This window comes from Streptomyces sp. NBC_00083, assembly GCF_026343295.1.
In the GTDB taxonomy this organism is placed as follows: domain Bacteria; phylum Actinomycetota; class Actinomycetes; order Streptomycetales; family Streptomycetaceae; genus Streptomyces.
Genome location: NZ_JAPELY010000005.1, coordinates 89248 through 102688, shown reverse-complemented (window position 1 = coordinate 102688; position 13441 = coordinate 89248). Strand labels below are relative to the sequence as shown.

General features: G+C 72.9%; 12 protein-coding genes. 9 read left to right on the top strand and 3 right to left on the bottom strand.

Annotation, left to right across the window (positions count from 1 at the left end):
* Positions 1–6: 6 nt before the first annotated feature.
* The 3 genes from OOJ98_RS33110 (at position 7) to OOJ98_RS33100 (ending at position 3050) form a co-directional block, all read left to right on the top strand.
* Positions 7–855 (top strand): tryptophan 2,3-dioxygenase family protein, encoded by an 849-nt coding sequence (locus OOJ98_RS33110; RefSeq protein WP_267059085.1) that lies wholly within the window; start codon positions 7–9, stop codon positions 853–855.
* Positions 848–2092 carry a kynureninase gene (gene kynU, locus OOJ98_RS33105; protein WP_267058832.1) on the top strand — a complete coding sequence of 415 codons (1245 nt, stop codon included), beginning with the start codon at positions 848–850 and terminating at the stop codon, positions 2090–2092. The genes OOJ98_RS33110 and kynU overlap by 8 nt, the downstream gene beginning before the upstream one ends.
* A gap of 88 nt (positions 2093–2180) precedes the next feature.
* The gene (locus OOJ98_RS33100) at positions 2181–3050 is read left to right on the top strand and encodes a S9 family peptidase (RefSeq protein ID WP_267058831.1); all 870 of its coding nucleotides are present in this window, start codon (positions 2181–2183) and stop codon (positions 3048–3050) included.
* Here the strand turns inward: OOJ98_RS33100 and OOJ98_RS33095 are convergent.
* Positions 3047–4282 carry an SGNH/GDSL hydrolase family protein gene (locus tag OOJ98_RS33095; RefSeq protein WP_267058830.1) on the bottom strand — a complete coding sequence of 412 codons (1236 nt, stop codon included), beginning with the start codon at positions 4280–4282 and terminating at the stop codon, positions 3047–3049. The two genes, OOJ98_RS33100 and OOJ98_RS33095, sit on opposite strands and share 4 nt — an antisense overlap.
* Complete coding sequence (locus OOJ98_RS33090) at positions 4279–4848, bottom strand: TetR/AcrR family transcriptional regulator (protein ID WP_267058829.1); 570 nt, start codon at positions 4846–4848, stop codon at positions 4279–4281. Before OOJ98_RS33090 ends, OOJ98_RS33095 begins: the two co-directional genes overlap by 4 nt.
* Positions 4849–4954: 106 nt before the next feature.
* On the opposite strand from OOJ98_RS33090, the gene OOJ98_RS33085 reads away from it, so the two are divergent.
* The 4 genes from OOJ98_RS33085 to OOJ98_RS33070 all read left to right on the top strand — a co-directional run bounded on the left by OOJ98_RS33085 (position 4955) and on the right by OOJ98_RS33070 (position 9640).
* Positions 4955–5452: an FBP domain-containing protein gene (locus OOJ98_RS33085; RefSeq protein WP_267058828.1), complete on the top strand. Its 498-nt coding sequence runs from the start codon at positions 4955–4957 to the stop codon at positions 5450–5452.
* A gap of 183 nt (positions 5453–5635) precedes the next feature.
* Positions 5636–6949 carry a sensor histidine kinase gene (locus OOJ98_RS33080; RefSeq protein WP_267059084.1) on the top strand — a complete coding sequence of 438 codons (1314 nt, stop codon included), beginning with the start codon at positions 5636–5638 and terminating at the stop codon, positions 6947–6949.
* A complete protein-coding gene (locus tag OOJ98_RS33075; RefSeq protein WP_267058827.1) occupies positions 6946–7608 on the top strand; it encodes a response regulator transcription factor in 663 nt (220 codons plus the stop codon). Before OOJ98_RS33080 ends, OOJ98_RS33075 begins: the two co-directional genes overlap by 4 nt.
* A gap of 712 nt (positions 7609–8320) precedes the next feature.
* The gene (locus OOJ98_RS33070) at positions 8321–9640 is read left to right on the top strand and encodes a cytochrome P450 (RefSeq protein ID WP_267058826.1); all 1320 of its coding nucleotides are present in this window, start codon (positions 8321–8323) and stop codon (positions 9638–9640) included.
* 256 nt (positions 9641–9896) lie between these two features.
* Here the strand turns inward: OOJ98_RS33070 and OOJ98_RS33065 are convergent, their stop codons facing one another.
* Positions 9897–10703, bottom strand: coding sequence for a diacylglycerol kinase (locus OOJ98_RS33065; protein ID WP_267058825.1), 807 nt, complete (start codon positions 10701–10703; stop codon positions 9897–9899).
* Positions 10704–10880: 177 nt separating this feature from the next.
* Here OOJ98_RS33065 and OOJ98_RS33060 point away from each other — a divergent pair, with 177 nt between their 5' ends.
* Both OOJ98_RS33060 and OOJ98_RS33055 read left to right on the top strand, forming a co-directional pair.
* Positions 10881–12164 carry an adenylosuccinate synthase gene (locus OOJ98_RS33060; RefSeq protein WP_267058824.1) on the top strand — a complete coding sequence of 428 codons (1284 nt, stop codon included), beginning with the start codon at positions 10881–10883 and terminating at the stop codon, positions 12162–12164.
* Positions 12165–12452: 288 nt separating this feature from the next.
* The gene (locus OOJ98_RS33055) at positions 12453–13385 is read left to right on the top strand and encodes an NADP-dependent oxidoreductase (RefSeq protein WP_267058823.1); all 933 of its coding nucleotides are present in this window, start codon (positions 12453–12455) and stop codon (positions 13383–13385) included.
* The last annotated feature ends 56 nt before the right edge of the window (positions 13386–13441 follow it).

Below are 13441 nucleotides of genomic sequence, written 5' to 3'. Positions count from 1 at the left end.
TCAAAGATGTCCGAACCGGTGACGCCGCCCGAACCGGGCGACCAGCCGGAGACCCCGAATCTGGACTTCGCGGGCACGACACCGTACGAGGACTACGTCCAGGCGGACGTCCTCACCCACCTCCAGCACCTGCGCTCGGACGACCCGGGCGAGATGGTCTTCCTGGTCACCACCCAGGTCATGGAGTTGTGGTTCACGGTCATCGTGCACGAGTGGGAGACCGCGTCGCGGGCGCTGCGCGCGGACCGGGTGCCGGTCGCCGTCGACGCCCTGAAGCGTTCGGTACGGGAGCTGGAGGCGCTCAACGCCTCGTGGACGCCGCTGGCGCAGCTGACCCCGGCCCAGTTCAACTCCTACCGGTCGGCGCTCGGCGAGGGCTCCGGGTTCCAGTCGGCGATGTACCGCCGGATGGAGTTCCTGCTCGGCGACAAGTCCGCCTCCATGCTGGTGCCGCACCGCGGCGCGCCGCGCGTCCACGCCGAGCTGGAGAAGGCGCTCGGCGAGCCCAGCCTGTACGACGAGGTCCTCGCGCTGCTCTCGCGCCGCGGGTACGCGATCCCCGCCGCGGTCCTCCAGCGCGACCTGACCGTCAAGTACGAGCCGTCCGCCGAGGTCGAAGCGGTGTGGACCGAGCTGTACACCGGCGACCAGAACGGTGAACTGGTGCGCCTGGGCGAGGCGTTGACCGACGTCGGCGAACTGGTGTGGCGCTGGCGCAACGACCATCTCGTCGCGACCCGCCGCGCCATGGGCGCCAAGACGGGCACGGGCGGCTCGGCCGGCGTCGCATGGCTGGAGAAGCGCGCCACGAAGAGCGTCTTCCCCGAGCTGTGGACGGCGCGCAGCCATGTCTGACGCCCTCGCCGACACGGTCGCGGCGCCCGGCGCCGCAGACGCACTGACCCACAAGGCCGCCGCGCTCGACGCGGCGGACCGACTCGCCCGCCACCGCGAGCTGTTCGCCCTCGACGACGGCGTGGTCTACCTCGACGGCAACTCGCTGGGGGCGCTGCCCCGGCACGTTCCGGCCCGGATGCAGGACGTCATCACCCGCGAGTGGGGGAAGCTGCGCATCCGCTCGTGGGAGGAGAGCGGCTGGTGGAGCGCGCCGGAGCGCATCGGTGACCGCATCGCGCCGCTCATCGGCGCGGAGCCCGGCACCGTCGTGGTCGGCGACTCGACGAGCGTCAACGTCTTCAAGGCGCTGGTCGGCGCGGTACGCCTGGCCGCCCAGGACCGCGAGGGCGGCGACCGGGACGAGATCCTCGTCGACGCCTCGACGTTCCCCACGGACGGCTACGTCGCCGAGTCCGCGGCGCGCATGACGGGCCACCGCGTCCGCGCCCTCGCCCCCGCCGAGATCCCGGCCGCCCTCGGCCCCCGCACGGCCGCGGTCCTGGTCAACCACGTGGACTACCGCACCGGCCGCCTCAACGACCTGCCCGGCACGACCGCGGCGATCCACGCGGCCGGCGCCCTCGCGGTGTGGGACCTGTGCCACAGCGCGGGCGCGCTGCCGGTCGGCCTCGGCACGCACGGCGTCGACCTCGCGGTGGGCTGCACCTACAAGTACCTGAACGGCGGGCCCGGTTCACCGGCGTACCTGTACGTACGCGGCGACCACCAGGCCCGCTTCGACACCCCGCTGCCCGGCTGGAACTCGCACGAGGACCCGTTCGGGATGCGGGCGGCGTACGCGCCGGGCGAGGGCGCGGTCCGCGGCCGGGTCGGCACCCCGGACATCCTGTCCATGCTGGCCCTGGAGTCCGCGCTCGACGTGTGGGACGGCGTCTCCATCGAGGCGGTCAGGGCCAAGTCCCTCGCCCTGACGGACTTCTTCCTGGAGTGCGTCGAGGCGTACGTCCCGGCCGGGCGGGTCACCTCGGTGACCCCGGCGGACGCCGCCGAGCGCGGCAGCCAGGTGTCGCTCAGCTGCGAGAAGGCGGGCGAGGTGATGCGCGCCCTCACCGAGCGCGGCGTGGTGGGCGACTTCCGCCGCCCCGACGTCCTGCGCTTCGGCTTCACCCCGCTGTACGTGGGCTTCGCCGACGCTCGGCGGGCCGCGGCGGAACTCGCGGCGCTGCTGAGCTGACCGGCCGGCGAAGATGCCCCCGGACGCCCTGGTAGCGTCCGGGGGCATCCGGGTGATCAACCGGCTTGGCCTGGTGAAAGGTTGGGGAATGACGGATCCCGCAGAGCGCGACGCGGCCGAGGAGGCCTCCGCCTTCTCCCATCCGGCCGTCGCCCCCGACGCCACCGCCGCCTACGGCGACCACCCCGACCAGGTGGTCGACTTCTACGCCCCGAGGGGCGCCCGCGCCGGCGCCCCGCTGGTCGTCCTGCTGCACGGCGGTGCCTGGCGCGCCCCGTACGACCGCGCGCACTTCACACCGCTCGCGGACTTCCTGGCCCGGCGCGGGTTCGCCGTCGCCAACGTGGAGTACCGGCGCGGGAGCCTGCTGCCGCAACAGGGCGGCGAGCGCCCGGTCGCCGGGCGCTGGCCCGACACCTTCGACGACGTGGCGGCCGCCCTGGACGCGATTCCGCTGCTCGTACGGGACGCCGTGCCGCAGGCCGACCCGCGCCGCACCGTCCTCGCCGGACACTCGGCGGGCGGTCAGCTCGCGCTGTGGGCCGCGGCCCGGCACGTCCTGCCGGCCGGCTCGCCGTGGCGCACCCGCGGCCCGGCCGCCCTGCGCGGCGTCGTGGCTCTCGCGCCGATCGCCCACCTCACGACGGCGATCGACCTTGCGGTGTGCTCCGGGGCGGTCGCCCAACTCCTCGGCGGGAACGATGAGGTGGCGGCCCGGCTGCCGCATGTCGACCCGTCCGCTCTGCTGCCGTCGGGGATCGCCACCACCGTCGTGCAGGGCCGCGAGGACATCGTCGTCCCGCCGGCCGTCGCGGAGGCGTACGTGGACGCGGCGGCGAAGGCCGGCGAGATGGTGGGGATCACCCTGCTGGACGACGTCGGCCACTTCCCGCTGATCGACCCCGCCGCCGACGCGTGCGCGGTGGTGGCCGAGGAGATCGAGCAGCTGGCGTACTAGTCGCCCCGGCGGCCAAACGCCCCATCTCTGAAGGCGAGTTGGGCGAACCGCTCGCCCATGCGGCGATGGGTCGCGGCGTCCGGGTGGAGGGCGTCGGGCAGCGGCAGCTCCTCGGCGTCCCGCTCGCCGTAGAGCGAACGGCCGTCCAGATAGTGGATGTTGGGGTCGTCCACCGAACGGGCCGCCACGATCGCGGCCAGCTCGGCACGGATGACCGACAGGGTGAGCTTGCCGGCCGCCCGTTCCGCCGGGTCGCCAGCGGCCCGGAACCGCAGCCGCCCGGCGGCGAGTTCCGCGAGGTCGGGGGCGCTGGGGCCGGGGGTGTCCTCGTGGATGGGGCACAGGATGGGCGAGATCACCAGGAGCGGGGCGGCCGGATTCCCGTCCCGGATGGTGTCGAGGAAGCCGTGCACCGCCGGGGCGAAGGCGCGCAGCCGCATGAGATCCGCGTTGACCACGTTGAGCCCGATCTTGACGCTGATCAGGTCCGCGGCCGTGTCCCGCATGGTCCGCGCGATGAACGGGTCGAGCAGCGCGCCGCCGCCGAAACCCAGGTTGACCAGGTCGGCGCCGCCGAGGGAGGCCGCGAGGGCGGGCCAGATGGTGGCGGGGCTCGCGGCGTCGGTGCCGTGGCTGAGCGAACTGCCGTGGTGCAGCCACACCGTGCGGCCCCGGTCGGGGACCGGCTCGACGGGGGCGTCGGTGCGCAGTGCGACGAGTTCGGCGCCCTCGTTGTAGGGCAGCCAGATCTCCACGTCCTTGGCGTCGGGGGAGAGCCCGTCGAAGCGCAGGGTGCCGGGCTCGCCCGGACGGTACTCGGTGGTGCCGGTGGCCATGTCGATGGTGAGCGTATGTCCGCCGGCCACACTGCCCCGGCCGGCCGGGCGGCCGTCGACGAGCAGGTCGTACGCCCCGTCCGGGCGGGCCGGAACGCCGGTGTACACCCGCTTGGTGGGGAGCACGTCCAGCTCGACCGAGGTGGCCCGGGTGCGGAAGGCGATCCGTACGCCGGACGGCTGGGCCTCCGCCATGAGGAGCTGACCGTCGGCGCGGGCGCGCGCCCACGCGGGCAGCCGGTGCGGCACCACGCCGCGCTCCGTGTGCTCCAACTCGATGGCGCCGCGCAGGAGTTGACCGGAGATCGGGGTGGATATCGGGTCGGTGACCGAGCCCGGGGCCGGGACCGGGGAGCCGGCCGGGGTGGCCACCCTCGGGTCGCGGGGGCCGCTCATGACGCGGGCCAGTTGCGCAGCAGGGCGTCGAGCGCGTCCAGGGTGCGTTCCCAGGTCGCCTGGGTGTCCGGGGCGCTGTGGCTGAACCCACCACCCATCTCCAGGCTGATGTAGCCGTGGAAGACACTGCCGAGCAGGCGCACCGCGTGGGTCTCGTCGGGCTCGGTGAGGTCGTAGCCGCGCAGGATCGCGCGGGTCATCCGCGCGTGCCGGCCGCCCGCGCTCGCCGCCGCCGCCTCCGGATCGAGCCGCAGCTGCCCGGCGGCGTAGCGGCCGGGGTGCTCGCGGGCGTAGTCGCGGTAGGTGTTGCCGAGCGCGGCGAGCGCGTCCTTGCCGGACCGGCCGGCCACGGCGTCGGCGGCCAGGACCGCGAGCTCCTCCAGGGCGAGCAGGGCGAGCCGGGTCCTGAGGTCCTGGGAGTTCTTGACGTGCGAGTACAGGCTCGCGACCTTCACGTCGAACCGTCTCGCGAGCGCCGAGACGGTCACCTGCTCGAAGCCGACCTCGTCGGCCAGCTCGGCGCCCGCCTGGACCAGGCGTTCGGTGGTGAGCCCCACGCGTGCCATGCCCGACCTCCCTCTCGTGTCTCCCGCGCCACTGCCGCACGGCGTCCCTTTGCCTGAAACAATTATGCATTTGCCTAAAGCTTTTAGGCAAATTACTGTGGTGTGCATGAAGCCGCTGACCGAAAAAGACATCCGCGCCGCCTTCGTGAACTGCTCGAAGGGCGAGGCCAAGCGCCTGGCCGTGCCGCACGACCTGGCCGAGCGGCCTTGGGACGACCTGGACTACCTGGGCTGGCGCGACCCGCAGGCACCCGACCGCGGCTACCTCGTCGTCGAGCTCGACGGCCGCCCGCAGGGCCTCGCGCTGCGCTGCTCCAGCGCGGTCTCCGGCCGGCAGCGGCGCAGCATGTGCTCGATGTGCCTGACCACCCACTCCGGCGGAGTCTCCCTGATGGTCGCGCCGAAGGCGGGCAAGCCCGGCAAGCAGGGGAACTCGGTGGGCGCCTACATCTGCGCCGACCTCGACTGCTCGCTGTACGTACGCGGCACGAAGGTCCCGGGCCCCGGGTCGCGGCTGCACGAGACGCTCACGGTGGAGGAGAAGATCGAGCGGACGGTGCAGAACGTGGCGGCGTTCGTCGCCAAGGTGACGGCGAGCGCGTGAGGGGGCCGGGGGCCCGGCGTAGTCCCTGAGGCGGATCCCGCAGGATCCCCATCGCGCCGGACGACCCGGCCCGGCCCGCCGCCTACCGTTGTGGGTGTGAACGAGACGACCAGGCCCCGGCAGGGGAGCGGCAGCACAGCAGCGGGCGGCGCCGCCGAGCGCACCCCGGAATTCCGGTTGGCGATGGACGCGTACGGAGGGCTGCGCAGGGACCTGTTCCACGACGCGTTCGCCTACCGGCCGCTCCGGCCCCGGTGGACGCGGGGCGGCAGCGGCCGCAGGGGCGGGATGCGCGAGGCGACGGCCTGGCTGCCCCACGTGGCGGTCGGCTTCCTCGCCTTCGTCACGCTGCTGCTCGGCTACTCGCGCGGCCTGAGCGGGATCGAGGGGAGCCGCGCGTTCCTGCTGAGCGGGCTGCTTCTGGCGGTGCCGGTGGTCATGACGCTCGTCCGCCCCATCGGCGCGTTCTGGCTCTCGTGCGCGGTGATCGTCATCACCGGGGTGCTCGGGGACCACGGCAGCATGAGCCCGTGGACGCCCGGCACCGCGTTCATGCACCTGAGCGTCCTCGTCGTGGTGGCGCTGCGCACCCGGCCCCGGGTCGCGGCCTGGATGTGGGCGGTCACTCTCGCCGTCAGCGTGGTCATGAGCACTTTGCGCGGTCGCACCGACTCGCTGGGCAGCGTGCAGATGGCGATCTTCTACGGCACCGTCCTCCTCGTCATCTCCGTCGTGCACATCCGCAAGGACGCCGAACGGCAGGTCAGCGCGGAGAAGTCGGTCACCGCGGTGGAGCGGGACAGGCGGACCGTTCTGGAGGAGCGCACCAACATCGCCCGCGAGCTGCACGATGTGGTGGCGCACCACATGTCGGTCGTCGCCATCCAGGCGGAGGCCGCGCCCTACCGGGTCGAGAACCCGCCGCCCGAGCTGGCCCAGGCCTTCGCCACGATCCGCGAGAACGCGGTGGCCGCGCTCACCGAACTGCGCCGGGTGCTCGGTGTCGTACGTGCCGAGGACTACGAGGCTCCGGACGCCCCGCAGCCCACCCTCGCCGACCTCGACGGCCTGCTCGGCAACGTCCGCGAGGCCGGGCTGCCCGTGGAGAAGGTCGTCACCGGCGCGGTACGCGAACTCCCGCAGGGCGTCGAGCTGTCGGCGTACCGGATCATCCAGGAGGCGCTCAGCAACACCCTGCGGCACGCGCCGGGCTCGGGGGCGCGGGTGGAGATCGGGTACGTCCTGGGCGGGCTCGGCCTGCGGATCGTCAACGGACGCGCGACCGCCGAGCCGGGCCCCTCGCAGGGTTCCGGACACGGGCTCACGGGCATGGCGGAGCGGGTGGCGATGCTCGGCGGGGTGATGACGGCGGAGCGGACGGCCGAGGGCGGTTACGAGGTGACGGTCTTCCTGCCGGTGGCCGCGGCCGAACCGGACCAGCCGGGCGTGGACCTGGCCAAGGGCGCGGCGGCGGACCGAGCGGGGGAGCGGGCATGACGATCAAGGTCCTCATCGTGGACGACCAGATGATGGTGCGCGAGGGGTTCTCGGTCCTGCTCGGCGCGCAGCCGGACATCGAGGTCGTCGGCGAGGCGGTCGACGGCCGCGAGGCGGTGGCCCAGGTGCGGGCGCTCCGCCCCGACGTGGTCCTGATGGACATCCGCATGCCGCACATGAACGGCATCGAGGCGACGCGGGAGATCGTGGCGGCGGACGAAGCGTCGAAGGTGCTGGTCCTGACCACCTTCGACCTCGACGAGTACGTGTACCAGGCGCTGCGGGCGGGCGCGTCCGGCTTCCTCCTGAAGGACGCCTCGGCGCGTCAACTCGCCGACGGGGTACGGGTGGTGGCGTCCGGCGAGGCGCTGCTCGCGCCCTCGGTGACGCGGCGCCTGATCAACGAGTTCGCCCGGGTCCTGCCGGTGCAGCGGACGTCGTCGCCGATGGGGGAGGTCGAGGAGCTGACCGACCGCGAGACGGAGGTGCTCGTCCTGATCGCCCAGGGCCTGTCGAACCAGGAGATCGCGGGGCGGCTGGTGGTGGCGGAGTCGACGATCAAGACGCATGTGAGCCGGGTGCTGGTGAAACTGGGCCTCCGTGACCGCACGCAGGCGGCGGTCTACGCCTACGAAACCCGCCTGGTAACCCCCTCCTGACCCCCTGGGGCTCCGCCCCAGACCCCGTATCGCGCCGGGAGGGCCCTCGTCCTCAATCGCCGGACGGGCTGGGGATGTGCATGCTGCCCGGCCTGGAGTAGCTAGGGGCGCGGGGCTGTGACTCGTGCGCGGCTCCGCCGCGGTGGGCGCGAGTTGCGGCTCGGTGCCGGGTGCCCTACAGGGGCGCGGGGAACTGCGCGACCAGCCACGCACGGTCCGCACCCTGGAAGCCGGGCACCCTGGGGCTCCGCCCCAGACCCCGTATCGCGCCATGAGGGCGCTCGTCCTCAATCGCCGGACGGGCTGAGGTGGCCCGAATGGGCCGGGGTCGAGCAGTCGGACGGGCTGAGGTGGCCTGCACTGGGCATGCCGCGAAGTTCAGCCCACCTGGGGGCGCGGGGAACTGCGCGAGACGCGGGCACGGTCCGCAGCCGAAGGCGGGGTTCCTGGGGCTCCGCCCCAGACCCCGTTCGCGCCTGAAGGGCGCTCGTCCTCAATCGCCGGACGGGCTGAGGTGGCCCGCGTGGGCCGGGGTCGAGCAGCCGGACGGGCTGGGGTGGCCCGCATGGCCGGGGTCGAGCAACCCGACGGGCCGGGGTGGCCCGAATGGGCCGGGGTCGGGCGGGGTGGGGGTGTCGATGCTGGGCTCCCTGCCAAGGTTCGCCCAGCCAAGGGCACCGCGTACGCACGGGCGCCCTGCCAAGCTCACCCCATGACCAACACCGCCACCCTCTTCCGCCCCCGCGCCGCGGACTTCGTCGCGAACCCCTACCCCGCGTACGCGGAGCTGAGAGCCGCAGGCCGGGTGCTGCACTACCCGCCCACCGGGCAGTGGCTGGTCCCCCACCACGCCGACGTGTCCGCGCTGCTCCGCGACCGCCGGCTCGGGCGGAGTTATCAACACCGGTTCACCCACGAGGAGTTCGGCCGGACCGCCCCGCCCGCCGCGCACGAGCCCTTCCACACGCTCAACGACCACGGCATGCTCGACCTGGAGCCCCCGGACCACACCCGCATCCGCCGGCTCGTCTCGCAGGCGTTCACCCCGCGCACCGTGGAGCGGCTCGCTCCGACCGTGCGGCGGCTCGCCGCCCGGCTCGTGGACGACTTCGTCGCGGCGGGCGGCGGCGATCTCGTCGCGGAGGTGGCCGAACCCCTCCCCGTCGCCGTCATCGCCGAAATGCTCGGCATCCCCCAAGCCGACCGCCCCCTCCTGCGCCCGTGGTCCGCCGCGATCTGCGGCATGTACGAGCTCAACCCCGACGAGGAGACCGCCACCCGCGCCGTACGCGCCTCCGTCGAATTCAGCGACTACCTGCGGGAGTTGATCGCCGCGCGGCGCGCACGCCCCGGCGACGACCTGATCTCCGCGCTCATCGCGGCGTACGACGACGCCGGCGAGGACAGCAGGGACAGCGAGGACAGCCGGGACAGTGGTGGCGGTGGGGGCGGCACGCGCGGTCCCGGCCTCGGCGCAGACGCCGGCTCTCGCCCCCGTACCCGCCTCACCGAGCAGGAGATGATCTCTACCTGCGTCCTGCTCCTCAACGCCGGCCACGAGGCGACCGTCAACACCACCGCGAACGGCTGGTGGGCGCTGCTGCGCAACCCCGGGCAGCTTGCCCGTCTGCGCGCCGCGCCCGAGGCCCTCCTGCCCACCGCCGTGGAGGAGTTGATGCGGTACGACACCCCGCTCCAGCTCTTCGAGCGCTGGGTGCTCGAAGACATCGAGTTCGCGGGGCAGGTGCTCCCGCGCGGCAGCGAGGTCGCGCTCCTCTTCGGGTCCGCCAACCACGACCCCGCCCGGTTCGCCGACCCCGCCGCGCTCGACCTCTCTCGCGCCGACAACCCCCACATCTCCTTCGGTGCCGGTATCCACTACTGCCTGGGCGCACCCTTGGCCCGCCTCGAACTCCATTGCTCCTTCGGGGAGTTGCTCGCCAAAGCGCCCCGGATGCGGTTGGCCGCCGAGCCCGAGCGGGGGTCCGGCTTCGTCATCCGGGGACTCAAGGAGCTTCGCGTGGAGTGTTGAGGCACGAGCCGGCACGCACGCCTCCAGCCGGTCCGGCGTTGGAGGACGAGCGCCCTCAAGGCGCGAACGGGGTCTGGGGCGGAGCCCCAGCAACCCCGGTCTTCGTCTGCGGACCGTGCCCGCGTCTCGCGCAGTTCCCCGCGCCCCTAAAGACGTAGGCCACCCGGCACCCCGGGGCAGGGCACCCCGCGCCCCCAGAGACGTAGGGCGCCCGGCACCCCGGGACAGGGCCCCCGGCCCGAAGAGGGCCCCGGGATCACGCCGGGAGGATCAGTCGCCACGCGGCCGGCCGCGCGGTCCACGTGCGCGTACGGACCGGCCCGGCCACCACCGCGTCCGCCCCGTACCGATATCCCCCCACCGGCCCGGAAATGGTCACCGCACGGGCCGACGCCCGCGCCCGCTCACCCGTCCGCCCATGCACCACCACCTGCGCGAGCCCGTCCGCTGACGCCACCGACACCCCCGCCACCGGCTGGTCCAGGTCGCTCAGGAGCACCCCGTCCGCCTCCACCCGCAGCCGGTGCGCGACGGCCGCCGCCACCGGGGCCGGCGCCCCCACCAGGGTGCGGACCAGGGAGCGTGCCGTGCCCCACACCGTCGGCGCCGCGGGCCGCGCGCGGACGGGGCCCAGGGCGGGCACGCGCAGCGCCCCGAGCACGACCTGGTCGCAGTCGTCGACCAGGAGGTCGAGGCGGCGCCCCACGCCGTCCAGGACGCCCCGCGCCGCCGCCACCGCACCCATCGGCACCCCGAGCGAACGGGCCAGCCGCAGCGAGTCCGCCGCGCCGACCGGAATCAGCCCCAGCTCGCCCCGGTCGAGGTCACGCTCGCGGTGCAGCAGTGTCACGGTGCGTAGCAGAGCCTGGTCGTCGCCGACCACCACGGTGCGCCGGCCGCCCCGGCGGGCCAGTGCCTTCGCGAACTCTTCCGGCCCCTGTGGCCAGCAGATTTTCGCCTGTGCTCCCGCACACAGCACATCTTTCGCGATCCGTACGGACTCGCCGTCAATACGGCGGGCGACCGGGTCGATGAGCACGACGAGCTGGTGCGCAGCCGACACCTCGGTCCTTCCTCGGGTAGCATCTTTGTGCAAGAGCCCCTTGCGCTATTGCGCCAGGGGCTTCGTCTATTCCGGGGCAACCGGTTCAACGGATCAGGCCCATGGTGTACGCACCCATGTAGGGAACGCGTATGCCCCTGACCTTGGACATGCCCCGCCCGGAAGGGGTGTACGCCTGTGCCCGCACTTGTGCTGCTCGGTGCTCAGTGGGGTGACGAGGGCAAGGGAAAGGCCACCGACCTCCTCGGTGGTTCCGTTGACTATGTGGTGCGTTACCAGGGCGGCAACAATGCCGGCCACACCGTCGTCGTAGGCGACCAGAAGTACGCGCTGCATCTTCTCCCTTCCGGGATCCTCTCACCGGGGTGCACCCCGGTGATCGGTAACGGAGTCGTCGTCGACCCGGCGGTCCTGCTCTCCGAGCTGAGCGGACTGAACGAGCGAGGCGTCGACACGTCCAAGCTCCTGATCAGCGGCAACGCTCACCTGATCACGCCGTACAACGTCACGCTCGACAAGGTCTCCGAGCGCTTCCTCGGCAAGCGGAAGATCGGCACCACCGGCCGCGGCATCGGCCCGACCTACGCCGACAAGATCAACCGCGTCGGCATCCGCGTCCAGGACCTCTACGACGAGTCGATCCTGGAGCAGAAGGTCGAGGCGGCCCTGGAGGGCAAGAACCAGCTGCTCGCCAAGGTCTACAACCGCCGCGCGATCGAGGTCGGCAAGATCGTCGAGGAGATGCTCCAGTACGCGGAGCAGCTCAAGCCGTTCGTCGCCGACACCACGCTGATCCTCAACAAGGCGCTCGACGAGGACAAGGTCGTGCTCTTCGAGGGCGGCCAGGGCACCCTGCTCGACGTCGACCACGGCACGTACCCCTTCGTCACCTCCTCGAACCCGACCGCGGGCGGCGCCTGCACGGGTGCGGGCGTGGGCCCGACGAAGATCAGCCGTGTCATCGGCATCCTCAAGGCGTACACGACCCGCGTCGGCGCCGGCCCGTTCCCGACCGAGCTGTTCGACGAGGACGGCGAGGCGCTGCGCCGCATCGGCGGCGAGCGCGGTGTCACCACCGGCCGTGACCGTCGCTGCGGCTGGTTCGACGCGCCGATCGCCCGCTACGCGACCCGCGTGAACGGCCTGACCGACTTCTTCCTCACCAAGCTGGACGTGCTGACCGGCTGGGAGGAGATCCCGGTGTGTGTCGCGTACGAGATCGACGGCAAGCGCGTCGAGGAACTCCCGTACTCGCAGACCGACTTCCACCACGCGAAGCCGATCTACGAGAAGCTGCCGGGATGGTCCGAGGACATCACCAAGGCCAAGACCTTCGACGAGCTGCCGAAGAACGCGAAGGCCTACGTGAAGGCCCTTGAGGAGATGTCGGGCGCCCCGATCTCCGCGATCGGCGTCGGCCCCGGCCGCACCGAGACGATCGAGATCAACTCCTTCATCTAGCGGGACCCGCACGCGGGACCCGCACGCGGGACAGCGGGGTCCCCGGCACCGAAACGGCTGCCGGGGGCCCCGCTCCGTCGTGTCCGGGGCAGCGGCGTCCCGTCGGGGCAGGGGAGTCCCGTTCGAGCGGCGGAGTTCCACCGGGGCAGGGGAGTCCCGTCCGGGCAGCGGAGTCCCCTCTTCCCAATTGATTCCTTCGCGAAGGTATTTTATGGTCTCAGTCGTCGGGGGAGTTCGACGAGGGACCCGTTCGGGTGCCCAACTGCCCTGCCCGTGAGGAGTTTCCCCATGCGTGCCATCGTCCAGCAGTCCTTCGGCGGCCCGGAAGTCCTGAAGGTGACGGAGGTCGAGCGGCCCGAGCCGCTGCCCACCGAGATCCTGGTGCGGGTCGAGGCGATCGGGGTCAACCCGGTCGAGGCGATGATCCGCAGCGGCGCGTTCCCGCTGCACGGAGAGCCCCCGTTCACCCTCGGCTGGGACGTGTCGGGGGTGGTCGAGCACGTGGTGCCGGGCACCTCGCGCTTCCGGGAGGGCGACGAGGTCTTCGGCATGCCGATGTTCCCGCGCGCGGCCGGCGCCTACGCCGAGTTCGTCGCGGCGCCCTCGCGCCACTTCGCCCGCAAGCCCGCCGGGCTGAGCCACGCGGAGGCCGCCGCGATCCCGCTGGCCGGGCTCACGGCGTGGCAGAGCCTGGTGGAGATCGCCGACGTGGGGCCTGGGCAGCGGGTGCTGATCCACGCGGGCGGCGGTGGGGTCGGCCATCTCGCCGTCCAGATCGCCAAGGCGCGGGGCGCGTACGTCATCACCACCGCGAGCGCGGCCAAGCACACCTTCCTGAAGGAGCTCGGCGCGGACGAGGTGGTCGACTACCGGGTGGCCGACTTCGCTGCGGAGATCTCCGGCGTCGACACCGTGCTGGAACTGATCGGCGGCGACTACGCGGACCGCTCCCTGCGCACCCTGCGCCCCGGCGGCCTCCTGGTCACGGCGGTCGCCCGCGCCGACGACGCGCTCGCCGCGCGCACCCGCGAGGCGGGCCACCGGTTCGCCGGGGTGTCGGTGGAACCCGATTACGTGGGCCTGGAGGCGCTGGCGGCCCTGGTCGACCAGAGCCTGCTCCGCCCGCACGTGGACCGCGTCCTTCCCCTCGAAGAGGCGTACGCGGCCCACGAGTTGATCGAGGGCGGCCATGTGACGGGCAAGATCGTGCTGGAGCCGTAGGGCCGAGGGGCTTCACGCGGGGCCCGGGGGCGGGCCGGCGCGACACCCCTGCCGGG

Excerpts from the sequence above, each read along its gene's own strand:
- OOJ98_RS33110 (WP_267059085.1), top strand. The coding sequence starts at position 7 with ATGTCCGAACCGGTGACGCCGCCCGAACCGGGCGACCAGCCGGAGACC.
- kynU (WP_267058832.1), top strand. The coding sequence starts at position 848 with ATGTCTGACGCCCTCGCCGACACGGTCGCGGCGCCCGGCGCCGCAGAC.
- OOJ98_RS33100 (WP_267058831.1), top strand. The coding sequence starts at position 2,181 with ATGACGGATCCCGCAGAGCGCGACGCGGCCGAGGAGGCCTCCGCCTTC.
- OOJ98_RS33095 (WP_267058830.1), bottom strand. The coding sequence starts at position 4,282 with ATGAGCGGCCCCCGCGACCCGAGGGTGGCCACCCCGGCCGGCTCCCCG.
- OOJ98_RS33090 (WP_267058829.1), bottom strand. The coding sequence starts at position 4,848 with ATGGCACGCGTGGGGCTCACCACCGAACGCCTGGTCCAGGCGGGCGCC.
- OOJ98_RS33085 (WP_267058828.1), top strand. The coding sequence starts at position 4,955 with ATGAAGCCGCTGACCGAAAAAGACATCCGCGCCGCCTTCGTGAACTGC.
- OOJ98_RS33080 (WP_267059084.1), top strand. The coding sequence starts at position 5,636 with ATGGACGCGTACGGAGGGCTGCGCAGGGACCTGTTCCACGACGCGTTC.
- OOJ98_RS33075 (WP_267058827.1), top strand. The coding sequence starts at position 6,946 with ATGACGATCAAGGTCCTCATCGTGGACGACCAGATGATGGTGCGCGAG.
- OOJ98_RS33070 (WP_267058826.1), top strand. The coding sequence starts at position 8,321 with ATGACCAACACCGCCACCCTCTTCCGCCCCCGCGCCGCGGACTTCGTC.
- OOJ98_RS33055 (WP_267058823.1), top strand. The coding sequence starts at position 12,453 with ATGCGTGCCATCGTCCAGCAGTCCTTCGGCGGCCCGGAAGTCCTGAAG.